Annotated in this window: 6 protein-coding genes; 3 read left to right on the top strand and 3 right to left on the bottom strand. The window is 69.5% G+C overall.

The annotated features are described in order from the left end of the window. Positions 1–29: 29 nt before the first annotated feature. Together AB0M92_RS27535 and AB0M92_RS27530 are read left to right on the top strand one after the other, a co-directional pair. A complete protein-coding gene (locus AB0M92_RS27535; RefSeq protein ID WP_366104993.1) occupies positions 30–1,334 on the top strand; it encodes a cupin domain-containing protein in 1,305 nt (434 codons plus the stop codon). Further along, positions 1,331–2,590 (top strand): MFS transporter, encoded by a 1,260-nt coding sequence (locus tag AB0M92_RS27530; RefSeq protein ID WP_366104992.1) that lies wholly within the window; start codon positions 1,331–1,333, stop codon positions 2,588–2,590. The genes AB0M92_RS27535 and AB0M92_RS27530 overlap by 4 nt, the downstream gene beginning before the upstream one ends. Before the next feature lie 96 nt (positions 2,591–2,686). On the opposite strand, the gene AB0M92_RS27525 is transcribed toward AB0M92_RS27530, so the two are convergent. From AB0M92_RS27525 to AB0M92_RS27515, 3 genes are all read right to left on the bottom strand, one after another. Continuing rightward, on the bottom strand, positions 2,687–2,962 hold the full coding sequence (locus tag AB0M92_RS27525; RefSeq protein ID WP_366104991.1) for a helix-turn-helix transcriptional regulator: 276 nt from the start codon (positions 2,960–2,962) through the stop codon (positions 2,687–2,689). Continuing rightward, positions 2,962–3,453, bottom strand: coding sequence for a DUF2975 domain-containing protein (locus AB0M92_RS27520; RefSeq protein WP_366104990.1), 492 nt, complete (start codon positions 3,451–3,453; stop codon positions 2,962–2,964). The genes AB0M92_RS27525 and AB0M92_RS27520 overlap by 1 nt, the downstream gene beginning before the upstream one ends. Before the next feature lie 194 nt (positions 3,454–3,647). Then, positions 3,648–7,913: a ricin-type beta-trefoil lectin domain protein gene (locus tag AB0M92_RS27515; RefSeq protein WP_366104989.1), complete on the bottom strand. Its 4,266-nt coding sequence runs from the start codon at positions 7,911–7,913 to the stop codon at positions 3,648–3,650. A gap of 721 nt (positions 7,914–8,634) precedes the next feature. Between AB0M92_RS27515 and AB0M92_RS27510 the strand changes: the two genes are divergently transcribed. After that, entirely contained in the window at positions 8,635–15,504 is a 6,870-nt protein-coding gene (locus AB0M92_RS27510) for a polymorphic toxin-type HINT domain-containing protein (RefSeq protein WP_366104988.1), read from the top strand. Positions 15,505–15,522 lie beyond the last annotated feature (18 nt).

Here is a 15,522-nt window from a genome sequence, read left to right as displayed (position 1 = left end):
AAGATCCGACCACCCGAAGGGAGCGGACCATGGCCCTGGAACGCTGCACCTCCGCATCACCCGACACCTTCCGCACCCGGATATTCGGCCGTCGGTACCTGCACAGCACGGCCGCCGAACTGCCCGGCGGCTTCGGCGACCTCTTCTCGCCCGAGGCCCTGGACGACGTCCTGAGCGCGGGCCTGCGCACTTCCTCCATCCGGCTGCTGCGCGACAACGCCGAGGCGCCCGTCTCCCGCGGCAGCGCCGTCGAGGACGGCGACGCCCCGGGCTCTGCGCCGTTCGTGTCGACGGACACCGTGCGCGCCGCGCTCGCTTCCGGGCACACCCTCATCATCCGGTCCCTGCAGCGCTTCCACCCGCCGCTGCGCCGCTTCGCCCACCGGTTGTCGGCCGAACTGGGCCATCCCGTACGCATCAACGCCTTCGTCACCCCGCCGCACTCGCAGGGCGTCGACCTGCACTACGACACCGAGGACGTGCTCGTCCTCCAGATCACCGGGAGCAAGAGCTGGGAGCTGCGCACCCAGCCGTTCGCCGATCCGCTGCCGGCCCACGCCTGGTTCCACTCCACGGACCGGCGGCGGAACGAGCTGCGCGCCGCCAGTGAGCCCCTCACCGAACTGGTGCTGCGCGAGGGCGACTCGCTGTACTTCCCGCGCGGCACCTTCCACTCACCGCGCACGCAGGAGGAGCTCTCCATGCACCTGACGATCGCCATCCCGCCGGTCACCCGCCACGACCTGCTGACCGAGCTGGTCAGCAGGGCCGTCCAGGACGATGCCTGGCTGCGCGCGACGGTCTCGCTCGACGACCTGGAGGAGGACGCGGAGCTGGCCCGTACGGTGCTCGCCGAGGCGGCGGAGCGGCTGGCCGCGTCCGCGAAGACCACCGACACCGCCGACGTGCTCTGGGCGGTGCGCTCCGGCGCCTTCAAGTCCGTCGTCCCCGAGCCCGTTCCCGTACTGCCGGGGCCGGCGTCCGCGCCCTACCGGCTGCGCGACGGGGCGGTGTTCCGGGTGACGGAAGAACCGGACGGCACCGCGCTGCTGACGACCGGCACCCGCACGGCGCGCGTACCGGCGGCCGTCGCACCCGTCCTCCACTCCCTGCGCCGCGGCCCCGAGCTGAACTTCGGCGCCCTGGCCGAGGCCCTCGGCGTCCTGGAGGCCACCGAGGTCTCGGAGGCGCTGGTCGGCATCGGGCTGGTGACTCCGGCCGACCACGCCCGCGGTCGGGCGTCGGCCGCGGCCGCGGACACGGACACGGATACCGATGCGGACACGGGCGCGGATGCCGGCACGGCTGCGGACACGGAAGGCGTCGCCGCATGAGCACCGAAGTGGCACCCGAACGAGCCGCCCCGGCCACCACCGCCGGGACGCTGCGCGAGCACCCGAGGTTCCTGCGGGTGTGGCTGGGCCAGGCCAGCGGCGCGGTCGGCGACCAGCTGCTGCCGGTGGCACTGAGCCTGTACGTCCTCCACTCGGGCGGCGGCGCCGGCGATGTCGGCCTGGTCCTCGGCGGCCGCGCCGTGTCGCTGGTCCTGTGCCTTCTGGTGGGCGGCGTACTCGCCGACCGCATGAAGCGCACCCGGATCCTGTTCGGCGCCGATCTGTTCCGCGCCGTCCTGATCCTCACGGCCGCCGCGCTGCTCCCGTGGCTGCCCGTCGCCTCGCTGCCCCTGCTGACGATGTTGATGGGTGCCGGAGAGGCGATGTCCCGACCGGCGGCCCGCTCCCTCATCCCCTCGCTGCTGCCCGACGCGCTGCTCGAACGCGGCAACGCGCTGGTCGCCGCCGCGCACCGGAGTTCCGCCGTTCTGGGCGCCCTGGTCGGCGTGTCGCTGGTGGCCCTCGTGGGGGTGCGCACGGCGCTGGTCCTCGCCGGGCTGGTCTTCGCCCTGGGCGCCCTGACGGTGCTGAAGGTGCCGGAAGAGGTGCCCTCCTCGGGCCGGGCACGACGTTCGGTGCTCGCCGACGCGGCCCACGGGCTGCGGGCCGTCCGGCGCAGGCCGTGGGCGACGGCCGTGATGTTCACCGTCTGCCTGCACCTGTTCGCCGGTTCCGCGACGGCCCTGACCCTGCTGCCGGTGGTCTCCCGCGAGCACTTCGGCGGCGACGTCGCCTACGGCGTGGTGCTCTCCGCGATGGCCATCGGCGCGCTCCCGGCGATCGTGGTCGCGGGCCGCTGGCGCCCCAAGGCGCCGGGCACGGTGGCGATGCTCGTACTCACCGGCTACGCCCTGGTCCCGCTCTCCCTGGTCGGCCCCTTCCCCCTGGTCGGGGTCGCCGCCTGTTTCGCCCTGGGCGGCTTCGTCGTGGAGATGTACTTCGTGTACTGGGCCTCCGCGCTCCAGCGGGCCTTCCCCTCCGACGTGCTGGGCAAGGTCTTCGCCCTGGACCAGCTCAGCGCCTACGCCCTCCTCCCCCTCGGCTACGTCCTGGTCGGCCCGGCCGTCGACGCCTTCGGCTCGGCCACCGTCCTGACCGGCGGCGGCATCCTGGTCATCGCGTCGAGCCTGTTGTGCCTGGCGGTTCCGGGGGTCGCCCGCCTCGGCGGCCGGGCCGGCGAGGAGCTCCCCCGCTGACGCCGACGGCGCCCGGCACGCTGGATCAGCGGTCGGGCGCCCCGGAGGACTGCGATCGCACGGCGGTCCGCTCGCGGGACGCGGCCGTGGGGCGGTTCACCCGTCCGCGGCCTCCGCGGCCGGCACGGCGGCTGCGCCCTCCGCGACGCCCTCGGCCTCCTCGGACTCCTCGGCCTCCCAGCGCAGCAGATCGCCCGGCTGGCAGCCGAGCACCTCGCACAGCGCGGCGAGCGTCGCGAAGCGCACCGCCTTGGCGCGGCCGTTCTTCAGTACCGCCAGGTTGGCGGGCGTGATCCCCACGCGCTCCGCGAGCTCGCCCACGGACATCTTGCGCCTGGCCAGCATCACGTCGATGTCGACGCTGATCGGCATCAGATCACCTCGTCCAACTCGGCCTGCATCTGCGCCGCCTGGACGTCACGCGCGACGGCCTGCGCGAGCAGCATCCGCAGTACGAGAACCATGAGCGCGACCCCCAGGATGGCCACCCCGACCCCGGCCATGATGACGGTGACGCCCGGATCCTCCCGCTGCCCCGGCGCGTTGATGGCCGTGACCGCGAACCACACCAGGGCGGCCGACACGATCGCGCCGATCATGACGTCCACGTACCGGAAAGCTGCGTGGGAGAAAACGGTCCCGCGGCGCACCATCGTCACCAGCCGCCATACGCAGACCAGGGCGACCTGGGCCGACATCATGCCCAGGATCGTGATCACGCGCAGCGGGGTCAACGGCAGCGACCCGTCCTCCGGATCGTTCCCGCTGACCAGCGCCCAGACCATCCCCGCCTGCACGAACACGGTGCCGGCGAACACCACCACGAGCACCGCCCGCAGCGCACCCACGGTCAGCTTTCCCATGACCCATCCTTCCATCGAGTTACGATTGGAATCTATCGAGATTCGATAGATTCGGCAAGGGGTGGTTACCGGGACGCACGCCAGGAACAAAGGAGAGACAAGAACTGCTCCGTTTCGCCTCCCGCCGGGGTGTCCGAGCAAACCGAAGGGGCGGCGACCGGAAGACCGGGCGCCGCCCCTTCGGCATGCTTCCGCTACGCGGCGGGGGCGGGCAGGGGCGCGGTGCCGAGGGTGGGGATGGTCCAGCGCTGGGCGGGGCTGGCGTTGCAGTCGTACAGCCAGACCGGGGTTCCGGGATGGGTGTCGAGGTTGCCGAGGTCGAGGCAGCGGCCGGAGACCGGGTTGTGGATGCTGTTGTCGGCCCGGGGCAGGAACCGCTGACCCGGGGCGCTGCTGTCGCAGACCTGGAGCTCGATGGGCGTCGTGTTCGCGGTGCCCGCGTTCGTCGCGCCGAGGCACATTCCATTGGTTCGGATGGTTCCGTCGCCCCGGATCTGGAACTTCTGCGCGTTGCTGCCGTTGCAGGCGGCGATCTGAATCTTGTTGCCGGGGTTGGGGCGGTTGAAGTCGTTGTCGACGCAGTTGGCGGCCGAAGCGGACAGCGCGATGGGGCCGGCCGCGTCCGGTGCGGTGGGGGCAACGGCGTAGGGGTGGACGGCGAAGTCGCTGATACCGCCGTCGAGGAGGTCCCGAGCGGTTCCGTTGGCCTTGTACCGGCCGAGGACGAGGGGCCCGCCGGGGGCGGGGCTCGTGGCGGCCCGGTGCGCTCCGGTGCCGGCCAGTACACCGTTGACGTAGAGGCTGATGAGTCCGGTGTCCGCGTTGTAGACGGCTGTCAAACGGGTCCACGCGCCCGGAACGAACCGGGCAGCGTCGTTGGCGGTGTTGGTGTAGTCGAAGGGCCATCCGTCGGCGTCGGCGTTGGCGAGGGCGAAGCGCCAGTTCGAGGAGTCGTCGGCGTACAGGATGAAGGAGCTGGTCCGATTGCCGTCCTGACTGGCGACGACCTTGCCCTGTGCACCCGCCTTGGCCCAGGTGCTGATGGTGAAGCTCTTCCTGGTGTCGACGGCCGGTCGGGCGGTGGTGATGGTCGACTCCGATTCCGAACCGTGGAAGCTCGCGTACGTGGTGGCGCGTATGCCGATCGTGTCGGAGAGGAAGCTCATGCCGGCCGTCGTGGCGTCGTTCTTGCCGACGGTGTCGGGGGTGGTGGTGCCGGCCTGCCCGGTCAGCGGCCACTGGCCCGTGGGGATGTTGAGGTTGCCCAGTGTCACGGCGGCTGTGCCGACCCCACTGGTCATCGGGTAGGAGGCGCCCGTGCCCCCGGTCATGGTGCCGGAGCCGTTGAAGGCGACGAGCTGCTGATTGCTGTCGACGGCCCACAGGTCGGGGATGCCGTCCCCGTTCAGGTCGCCGTTGGAACCGACACGGGGGTAGGTCTTCGGTTCGACCTTGCCGGAGATCAGCCCGGCGGCCGGGTCGGTGAAGCCGGTGAGGTCGGGTGCCTGCGCGGTGCCTTTGACGGAGAAGGCGTGCAGCGCGCCGTCGGTCTTGGAACGGGCCCACAAGGTGGGGAAGTCGGTTCCCTGGGCGCGGCCGGGGGTGATCAGGTCGTAGCCGTCCCACCGGGTGTCGTTGGCGGAGAGGAGGACGGCCGGAGACTCAAGCTCATCGGGTCCGACGGCGGCGGTCAGCCACAGCCGTCCGTTCTCCACGAACAGCAGCGAGGTCTCCGGCAGGGTGTTCGGCTTGGTGCTGGTGTCACCGGTGATCGAGCCGAACGCGGCGATCTGGTCGACCTTGGACCAGTCCGGGCCGTAGCCGACCGCCGCGCAGTCGAGAGGGGCGTGCGCCGGCGTGGCGCAGTCGCTCGGCTTGACCATGGGGACGGGTGCCTGAGCGTCGAACCGGCCAGGACTCCTGTCGTCATTGCGGTACAGGTGGAGCGACGGAGAAGAAGGCGCGTGCGCGAACAGATCGTCCACGTTCTGGGAGCCGGTGCTGCCCCGGTGGCTGATCTGGATGTTGTTCCAGCCGTTGTTGCCGGGGGCGGAGTTGATGCTCGCCTTCGGGGCCGCAGCCGGGTCCGCGCCGGCGCCGATCACGCGCAGCACGCCCGTGGTGTCGGGCAGGAGGACGTCTGCCTTCCGGTCGCCGGTGACGTCACCGAAGATCGGTTTCGTGGCGTTCGGGTTGGACGGAACGTAGTAGCCGTAGACGACGGGCCGGGACAGGTTGCCCGCGTTGTCCTGGGTCTGTACGTAGAGGTAGTGGGTGCCCCAGCCCTGGGGAGTGAACTTGATATCGGCCTTACCGTCGGTGAACTTGGCCGTGTCCGGGTCGGTGCACTTCCAGTTTCCGGCCAAGGCCCTGACGGGGTCGGTGGTCCAGCGCGCGCAGGCCAGGCCCGAGGAGCGGCCGCCGGCTGCCGGTGCGGGGTCGGTGCCGGTCAGGGTGAAGGTGCCTTCGTCGCCCGTCTGCTTGGGGTGGGCGCCGATGGTGCCGGAGGCGGGGAAGTCGGTGGAGCTGACCGCCGCGGTGGGCGGGGTGCGGTCGACGCGCAGGAAGCACCAGTCGGTGGGCGCGCTGGTCAGCGTGCCGTCCGTGGTGCGTGCCGCCCAGCCGTACTGGTGTCCGTCGGCCAGCGGGCCGATGTCGACCGTCGCGTCCCCGTAGTCGCCGTTCCAGCCGGTCTGGGCGTACGCGGTCTTGCCGGTGTCGTCGTCCCAGTACTGGAAGGTCGTCTGGAGCTGCCGCTTGGTGGCCGAGTAGGTGGAGGTGGTGAGGGTGACGTTGTTGTTGGCGCCGACCCAGCCGGGGTTGTCCCACGGGTTCGCGGTGCCGGGCGTACGGCAGTCGGCGTACGAAGCCGAGCTCGCGAATCCGGGCGTCGGGCGGGTACGGGGCCACCACACGGTGGGCGTGACGTCGTACTCGACGACGATGTGCGGGGTGTTCTCGTACCGCTGCCGGTAGTACTTGTTGTACTCGTCGTCGGGGGCGAGGCCGACGGTGATGGTGGGCCACTGGTACCGGGCGGCGTTCTTCACCAGGTCCGTGACGTTGAAGTCGATCTGGCCGGTGCCCGACATGCTGGTGTGCCCGACCTGGCCGCAGCCCTGCATCGTGGAGCCGGTTCCGCACGGCTGCCGGTTCCAGCTGGTCGGGTTGCCGATGGCGTTGGTGGAGTACAGGCCCATCGGGGTGGGTGTGCTCGGGCTGGACGAGGAGATCACGGTCGCGGAGAACGTCGCGTTGAGGATCTCGGCGTTGTAGAGCCTGGAGTCCACCCCGATCTGGAAGTAGGCGCGGGTGCGGCCGATCCCGGTGCAGGGCGGGTTGCCGATGTTGTACCCGCAGTACCCGGTGGCCGGCTTGTCCTGGCCGTGCTCGGTGCCGTTGAACTCGTTGGTGTCGGGATAGGCCTCTTGGACCTGGGCCCACGCCTGGTTGGTGTTGTCGAGGACCAGGTTGAAGCCCGGGTCGATGTACCAGGGGCCGGTTCCCTTGCCCAGCAGTTCGGGATCGGGGACGAGTTCGATCCCCTTCGCGTCCGCCGTCGTCTTGACCGGCTTAACGGCGGCGCCGGCGCCCGGGCCGTCCGCTGTGGAGGCCTCGGGCGCCCCCTCCGAGGCGGGGGCGGACCGCGGGGCTCCGGCCGACTTGCCCGACGACGGGGCTCCGGCGGGCGCGGCGGCGGAGTCCCACATCAGGGAGGTCGGGCCGGTGAACCGGGTCCGGCCGTCGGTGTCCTTGACGTCGAGGTTGCCCGCGCCGTCGGCGGCGACGGTCAGTCCCTCCGCCTGGACCTCCAGCCGGAGCTTCTTCATCTCCGGGCCGGCAGCGGCCTGCGCGGTCCGCACGATCAGCACCTGGCTCCAGCCACCCTGCCGGTCGGCGCTCAGCCGCAGGTCCACATCCGCGAGCACGTTCCGGTAGAGGGCGCTGTCCCCGGCGAGCGCGGGCTTGGGGAGCGGGAACGGGGCCTTGAAGGCCAGTTTCCGGCCGTCCGCCGTGGCCATGGAGACCATGGGGCCGGTACCGCCGCCGGAGAAGCTGAGCTTCGAGGAGACGGCGGCCGGTACGACCGCGCCCTCGGCAGTGGCACGAAGGGTGGCGTCGAGCGGATGCCATTGCCCGTCCGCGCCCTTGAGGCGCTCCGGTACGGCGGCTGACTCGGTGGTCAGCGTGCCGCCGGGGTTGGCGAACGTCTGCGAGCCCGGGGTGGTCAGATCGGCGATGGCCACCCGCTTGCCGCTCTTCTTCGCCTCACCGAGAGCTTTGGTGACAGCCGCTTCCTGCGCACTGGGCGCCGGTTTGGGCGGAGGTGCGGGCCAGGCGCTCGGCCCTGGCCCATGGCCGCGCGCGCCGTCGTCGGCCGCCGCGGTCGAAGCCGCGATCAGGCCGGCTCCGAGCGAGAGCACGGCCGCCCCGGCGACGGGCAGCATCGAGACGCGCAAGGCCCGCCGACCGCGGCCCCCCGGCCTTGGTGTCCGCGACGCTGAAAATGACGATCTCACGTGATGGCCCCCCTGAGCTGTGAGACGGACAGAAGTCAGCGGCACAATCCCTTCACGTCTGCAATTCTGTCAACGATTTATCAGGTTCTGGTGTCCGATTTGGGTAACGAACACCCCAGGTGTGCCATGAGTGACATGAGTCACTCATGAGGAATATGAGACTCCGCTGATAAATCGAACGGATGCTTCGTAAAGTGCGTTTGTTCCGGACCCCGCCGGTCCGGAGTTCGTGCTTTCTGTGTCCTGTGGGGGGATTCGGTTGTCTCGCAGAAGTGGCTCCGCCGTGCGCTCGCGCACCAGACGATCGCGCGTCGCGGTCATCGCCGCACTCTCAGTTCTCTTCTCCGGCCTCGGCCTTCCTGCCGTCGAAGCCGCCGACAAACCGCCAAAGGTGTGGGTCCCGCCCAATACGCCCCTGCCGGACGCGAAACCCGTCAAGGGGGCCGACGCGAAGCTTCCGGCCAGACAAGCGACGTCCGGCCGGAAATGGACCCCTGATTCGAACATAAGGATTCCATCCGGCTCGGTGAGCGTTTCCTTAGGTACCAAGGACGCGGCTCGCGGCACCTCCGGGCGCGCGGCGGTTCAAGCCGGCAAGCTCCCTGTCTGGATTGCGCCAGTGAATGGCGCGAATCATTCAATCAATCTCTCCGCCCTCGCAGTGGGCGGTGCGGATGCCGATTCCAGCCACGACAGCACGCTGCGCGTCGAGGTGGAGGACGCCGCCAAGACCCGTGCCGCCGGGGTCAACGGCGCGCTCGTCGCCCTCAGCTCCCCCGCAGGGCCCGGCCCCTCGGGCAAGATGGAGGTCGGACTCGACGTCTCGGCGTGGGCCAAGTCCGCCGGAGCCAACTGGGGCGACCGGGCCCGTCTGGTGCAGCTGCCCACGTGCGCCCTGATCACCCCCGGCGCCCCCGGCTGCACGACCCGTACGCCCCTCGCCTCGCACCGGGACCCCTCCGGGCGGCTGGTCGCGGAGGTGGCCGCGCCGAAGAGCCGATCCGGCGCGGCCAAGTCGGCAGCGCCGCAAGCCCCGCAGATGCTCGCCGCCCAAGACGTGGCGATCGCGCTGGAGCCGGGCCCCAGCGGCCCCAACGGCGACTACAGCGCCACCCCGCTGCTGCCTTCGGCCTCCTGGCAGGCCGGGGCGAACGCCGCCAACTTCACGTACGGCTACACCGTCGAGGTCCCCAACGGCATCGCCGGCGCCGGCCCGGGCATCTCGCTCGGATACGACTCCTCCTCCGTGGACGGCCGCACCGCGTCGACGAACGCCCAGGCGGGTCCGTTCGGCGAGGGCTGGGAGTGGAGCCCCGGCTCGATCTCACGCTCGTACAAGGGCTGCAAGGACGCGGGCATCAACGACTCGGGTGATGAGTGCTGGGCCGGCGACATCCTCTCCCTGAACCTGGCCGGCCACGCCGGCCAGATCGTCCGCGACGACACCAGCTGCGTCTACCGCCTCCAGGGCGACGACGGCACGAAGATCGAGCGCCTGACCGGCCAGCGGAACTCCGCCTGGAAGGGCGAGGGCTTCAAGGTCACCACGACCGACGGCACCCAGTACTACTTCGGCTCCAACCGCCTGCCCGGCGGCGACGGCACCGACCCGGAGGCCAAGTCCGTCTCCACGGTCCCGGTGTACTTCAACAGCGGCCAGGACAAGTGCCTGGGCGCCCAGACCCCGGCCAACGGCACCTGGCAGCAGCTGGGCTGGCAGTGGAACCTCGACTACGTCGTGGACCCGCACCAGAACCTGGTCTCCTACCGCTACGAGCAGGAGGACAACTACTACGGGCGCGGCGGCGGCCAGAACAACGGCACCGGCACCGCCACCAAGTACCAGCGCGGCAGCTATCCGACCTGGATCGGCTACGGCCAGCGCCTGCCCGACCAGATCGCCGCGAAGGGCACGGCCAAGCCCGCCGCCCAGGTGTGGCTGCGCGGCGCGGAGCGCTGCTTCGCCAGCGGCGCCACCACCTGTGACCCGGCACAGCGCACCAAGGCCAACGCGAAGTCCTGGGCCGACACCCCGGTCGATCAGGAGTGCGCGGCGACCGGCCAGTGCCTGAACCTGTCGCCCACCTACTTCTCCACCAAGCGGATCAACCAGATCGACACCGAGGTCCTGGCCGGCACGGACTACCGCCGCGTCGACTCCTACGTCCTCAACCAGTCGTTCCAGGACCCGGGCGACGGCACCTCCCCGACTCTCTGGCTCGATTCGATCGTCCGCAAGGCGTCCAACGGACAGCCCGAGAAGGAACTGCCCGCGGTCTCCTTCCAGCCGCTTCAGATCCCCAACCGTGTCGACGGTGTCGTACGGCGCCCGGACGGTACGGACGCCTCGGCGCCCCGCTACTACCGCCCCCGCATCCAGAAGATCACCACCGAGACCGGTGGGCTGATCAACGTCGTCTACAAGGCCCCGGAGTGCTCCCGGGTCAAGGGCACCATGCCGTCCTCCGAGGACGGCAACACGATGGCCTGCATGCCGGTCAAGTGGTACCTGCCCAAGCAGTCCTACCCGGACCCGGTCAACGACTGGTTCAACAAGGTCGTCGTCCAGTCCGTCACCCAGCAGGACATGGTGGCGGGCCAGGTCAGCACGGTCACCGACTACGAGTACGGCGGCGGTATCGCCTGGCACCGCAACGACTCCGAGTTCGCCGACCCCAAGACCCGTACGTGGGACCAGTTCCGCGGCTTCGCCACCGTCACGACCCGTACCGGCAACGGCAACGAGGCCGAAGCCCCGCGCACCAAGAGCGTGACCACCTACCTGCGCGGCATGGACGGCGACGTCCTCGCCAACGGCACCAAGCGCAGCGTCAGCGTCCCCGACGCGCAGGGCGGCACCATCCAGGACGAGGAGGTCCTCTCCGGCCGGGTCCGCCAGACGCAGACGTACGACCGAGACGGCGACGGCGCAACCGTCGTCGCCGACGAGGTCACCACCCCCTGGCTCGGCAAGAAGGTCACCGCGACCCGCGCCCAGTCGGGCGACCTGCCCGCCATCACCGCCCGGGCGCAGAACACGGCCAAGGTCACCAGCCGCGCCAAGCTTGCGGACGGCACCTGGCGCGTGAGCGAGCGTACTTCCGAGTACGACGACACCCTGCTCTCCCGCCCGACCAAGGTCGACGACAACGGCGACCTGTCCCGGCCCGAGCAGCGCCTGTGCACCGCCTTCGACTACGCCACCGGCCCCGGCGGCGCCCTCACCCAGCTGGCTTCGCGCACCCTGATCCTCTCGGACGCGTGCGGGCAGACCCCCACGGCCGCGAACACCGTCGGCGACACCCTGGCTTCCTTCGACGGCCTGCCCGCCGGACAGTCGGGCGCGAGCGCCGACCAGACCGGTACCTCGGTCCTTGAGAAGTACGACGCGGCGGGAAAGCCGGTCTACCGCCTCAACTCCACCTCGACGTACGACGCGTACGGACGCGTCACCAGCAACACCAACAAGACCCGGAAGGACGCCGCCCACCCCGACGGCGCGGTCACGACCACGGAGTACAAGCCGGCCACCGGCACCGCACCCACCGAGGTCACGCACACCAATCCGCTCGGCTGGAAGACGACCACCACCCTCGACGTCGGCCGCTCCCTCCCGCTCGTGACCACGGACGAGAACAAGCACGTCGCCGAACGCGAGTACGACGGCTTCGGCCGCGTCACCTCCATCTGGCAGCCCGGCCAGGAGCGCGCGAAGGGCGCCCTGCCCGTGCGCAAGTTCTCGTACGCGATGAACGGCACGAACGCGCCGTCCACCGTCCTGAGCCAGGCGCTCATGGGTGTGGGACAGAACTACACGACCAGCTACACGATCTACGACGGACTCGGCCGCGTCCGCCAGACACAGGCGAGCGCGGTGTCCGGCGCCGACGGCCGCCTCATCACCGATTCCCTGTTCGACTCGCACGGTCGCCAGGTCAAGACCAGCAACCAGTACTACAACGACGAGGCCGGTCCGTCGGGCGCACTCTTCCTGCCCAACGGAGGCGTCAACCCCGATAGCAAGATACCTGCTCAGAGCATCTCCGTCTTCGACGGTCTAGGCCGTCCCACGGCCTCCGTCTTCCAGTCGTACGGCGTGGAGCAGTGGCGCTCCAAGACGGAGTACCCCGGCGTTGACGAGACCCGCACCCTTCCACCGAACGGCGGCTACGCCACCGCGACCATCAGCAACGGCACCACCTCGCTGCTGCGCCAGTACAAGGCGAACACACCCACCGGCCCGTACGACGAAACGACGTACGAGACCAACACCCAGGGCAAGGAACTGCGGCGCAAGGACTCCGCCGGCAACGAGTGGACCTTCGCCTACGACCTGCTCGGCCGGACGGTGAAGACCACCGATCCGGACGCCGGGACAAGCACGACGGTCTACGACGACGACAAGAACCTCACCACGGTCACGGACGGCAGGGGCAAGAGCGCCACGTCCGTCACCGATCTCCTCGGCCGCACCATCGCGACGTACGAGGGCAAGGCCGTCGACCCGGCCAAGCAGGTCAGTGCCTTCACCTACGACAGCAAGGCCCTGGGCAAACCCTCCACGAACACCCGGTACGTCGGCGGAGCCGGCGGCAGCGCCTACCTCTCTGAAGTCACCGGCTACGACGGCGGCTACCGCGCTCTCGGCACCAAGATCACCATCCCTGCGGCCGAGAAGGGTCTGGCCGGCGTCTACGAGACCAAGAGCACCTACAACGCCTACGGTCAGCTCACCAAGACGGCCCTGCCGGCCATCCCGAACGCCGGGCTCGCCTCCGAGGCCCTGACCATCGGTTCGGACGCCTCCGGCAACTTCTCCTCGCTGGGCAGCAACATCGGCGGGCTTCGCGCCACGTACGTCCCGCGCATGTTCTTCGACCCGTACGGGCAGGCGATACGGACCACGGTCGGCGAGGCGGGCATGCAGCTCGTATCCACCGTCGACTACGACGTCGCGACCGGCCGGCAGATCCACTCCACGCTCGACAAGCAGACCGCGGCAACCGCCAGCGTCGACGTCGTCGACTACACCTACGACAAGATCGGTCAGCTGACCTCGATCGGGAACACGCAGGACGGGGCCACCCGCGACCTGCAGTGCTTCACCCACGACTACCTGGGCCGACTGACCCAGGCCTGGACCGACACCGGCACCCAGACCACGGCCCCGCAGCCGAACGTCCGCGGCCTTGGCAGCTGCACCAACGTCAACGGCCCGGCGGTCGACGGCACCGGCAAGCCCAGCGTGGGCGGCCCGGCACCGTACTGGCAGCAGTACGAGTACGACCTCCTCGGCAACCGCACCAAGCTGGTCAGGAAGGACACTGGCGGCAAGGCGGCCAAGGACACGACGGTCACCCAGACCTTCGGCGGCCGCCAGAACACCCCGTCCAACGACCCGAAGACGGGCGGCGGCACGGGCGGTCCACACGCCCTGATGACCTCCACCGAAACGGGCCCGTCCGGGACCAAGGCCACCTCGTACACCTACGACGCGGGAGGCAACACCGCGTCGATCACCAGCACCCCGGGCACCAGGAAGCTGACCTGGAACGACCAGGGCAAGCTCGACAAGATCACCGGCACCGGTGAGAGCGCCGGCACCGGCTACCTGTACGACACGGCCGGCAACCAGCTCATCCGCCGCGACCCGGGCACCACCACCCTCAACCTCGGCACCGACCAGATCACCCTGGACACCGCCACCGGCAAGGTCTCCAACGTCCGCACCTACGCGGCCCCCGGCGGCCTGTCCATCACCCGCACCACGACCGCCGGAACGTCCACGCTCACCTATCAGAGCTCCGATCACCACGGCACGGGCGGCGTCCAGTTCCGCGCCACGGACCTGGCCCAGGTCCGCCGCGCCTCCGACCCCTTCGGCAACGAGCGCGGCACCCAGCCCGCTCCCGGCGCCTGGGCCGGCGACAAGGGCTTCGTAGGCGGCACCAAGGAGAAGTCCACCGGCTTCACCCTCCTCGGCGCCCGCGAATACGACCCGACGACGGGCCGCTTCCTCAGCCCCGACCCGCTGATCGACGCGGGCGACCCACAGCAGTGGAACGCGTACGCGTACTCCAACAACAGCCCCGTCAACGCATCGGACCCCAGCGGACTGAAGTCGATCACGTGCACCAACGACTGCACTCCCGAGATGGAGTGGGTGGAGAGCCACGTGTCTCCCATCTCGTGGGGCGATGACGGGCCGGACAGCAGCGGCCTGGACGCGGCCAACGACAAGGTCACCCAGACCAAGAAGAAGCGTGACCAGCTCATCGGCCAGGTCGTCGACCTCATCGGTGACCTGATCGGCTACAACGACGCCCGGGACTGCTTCACCAAGGGCGACGTGATGGCATGCATCAACACGGCCCTCAACTTCGTCCCCTGGGGCAAGATCGCCAAGGCCATCAAGGTCGGCATCAAGGCCTTCAAGATCTACAAGGAGGTCAACAAGGCCTACGACGCCGTCCACGCGGCCGAACGCGGCGCGGCCCAAGCCGCCGAGTCCTTCAGCAAGGCCAAGAAGGCCTTCAAGGAAGCCAAGGACGCCGAAGCCAAGGCAGCCCAATCAGCTGAACGAAAAGCGGCAACAGAAACCGCCAGCGATACCGCCAGTACGGAAAGCAAAGCCGCCAAGGAGACGGCTGATGCGGACGTCAAGGGCGGTGGGGCGGAGGCCAAGGCCGAACCGACCTCGTGCAACAGCTTCCCGGCCGGCGTCCGCGTTCTGATGGCCGACGGTACGTCGAAGCCCATCGAGGACGTCAAGGACGGCGACGTGGTCATGGCCACCGACCCGCAGACCGGCCAGACCCGACCCAAGACGGTCACCACCACCATCACGACCCCGGACGACAAGGACTTCACCGACCTCACCCTCACCGACGAGGCAAGCCCCCGCGGTCCGCCGACCGAAATCACCTCCACCTCTCACCACCCCTACTGGAGTGAGACCCGCCACCAGTGGGTCGACGCCGGCGAACTCACCCCGGACGAACACCTCCGCCAGCCGGACGGCACCACCCTCACGGTCAAGGCCAAGCGCAACTACCCCTACGCGGTAACGACACACAACCTGACCGTCAACGACTTCCACACGTACTATGTGCTGGCAGGCGCCACGCCGGTCCTCGTGCATAACTGCGACACCGTCTACCGAGGTGACTCGCGAGGACCGGAGGTAATCGAAGCTGCCGGAGGATTTATGCCCCAGGCGCCGCACAGCCAGACGTCCCTCCTTGATTACGTGTCCGCACAGCGAAACCACAGTCGATATGTCGGGACATCTACGAATCGAGATATAGCCCGAGACCTGTTCGGCGGCCGTGACGGCTATGTTTATGAGATTAGAGGGGCCCCGGGTGGGATTGACGTGAAGAAGGAACTCGGCCCGGCGAACCCGACTCCCCATGAAGCCGAGATAGCATTCGACGGCGGAATTTCTTGGGAACATGTAACTAGGGTTTGGAAGAAAGATGAATGGGGTGACGTGGACTTCGATTTCGATGCGCCGATCTGGGAGCGGTGACCCGTCATTTCACCTATG

This window comes from Streptomyces sp. NPDC051582 (genome assembly GCF_040681715.1).
Taxonomy (GTDB): domain Bacteria; phylum Actinomycetota; class Actinomycetes; order Streptomycetales; family Streptomycetaceae; genus Streptomyces.
This window is presented reverse-complemented; position numbering and strand designations above follow the sequence as displayed.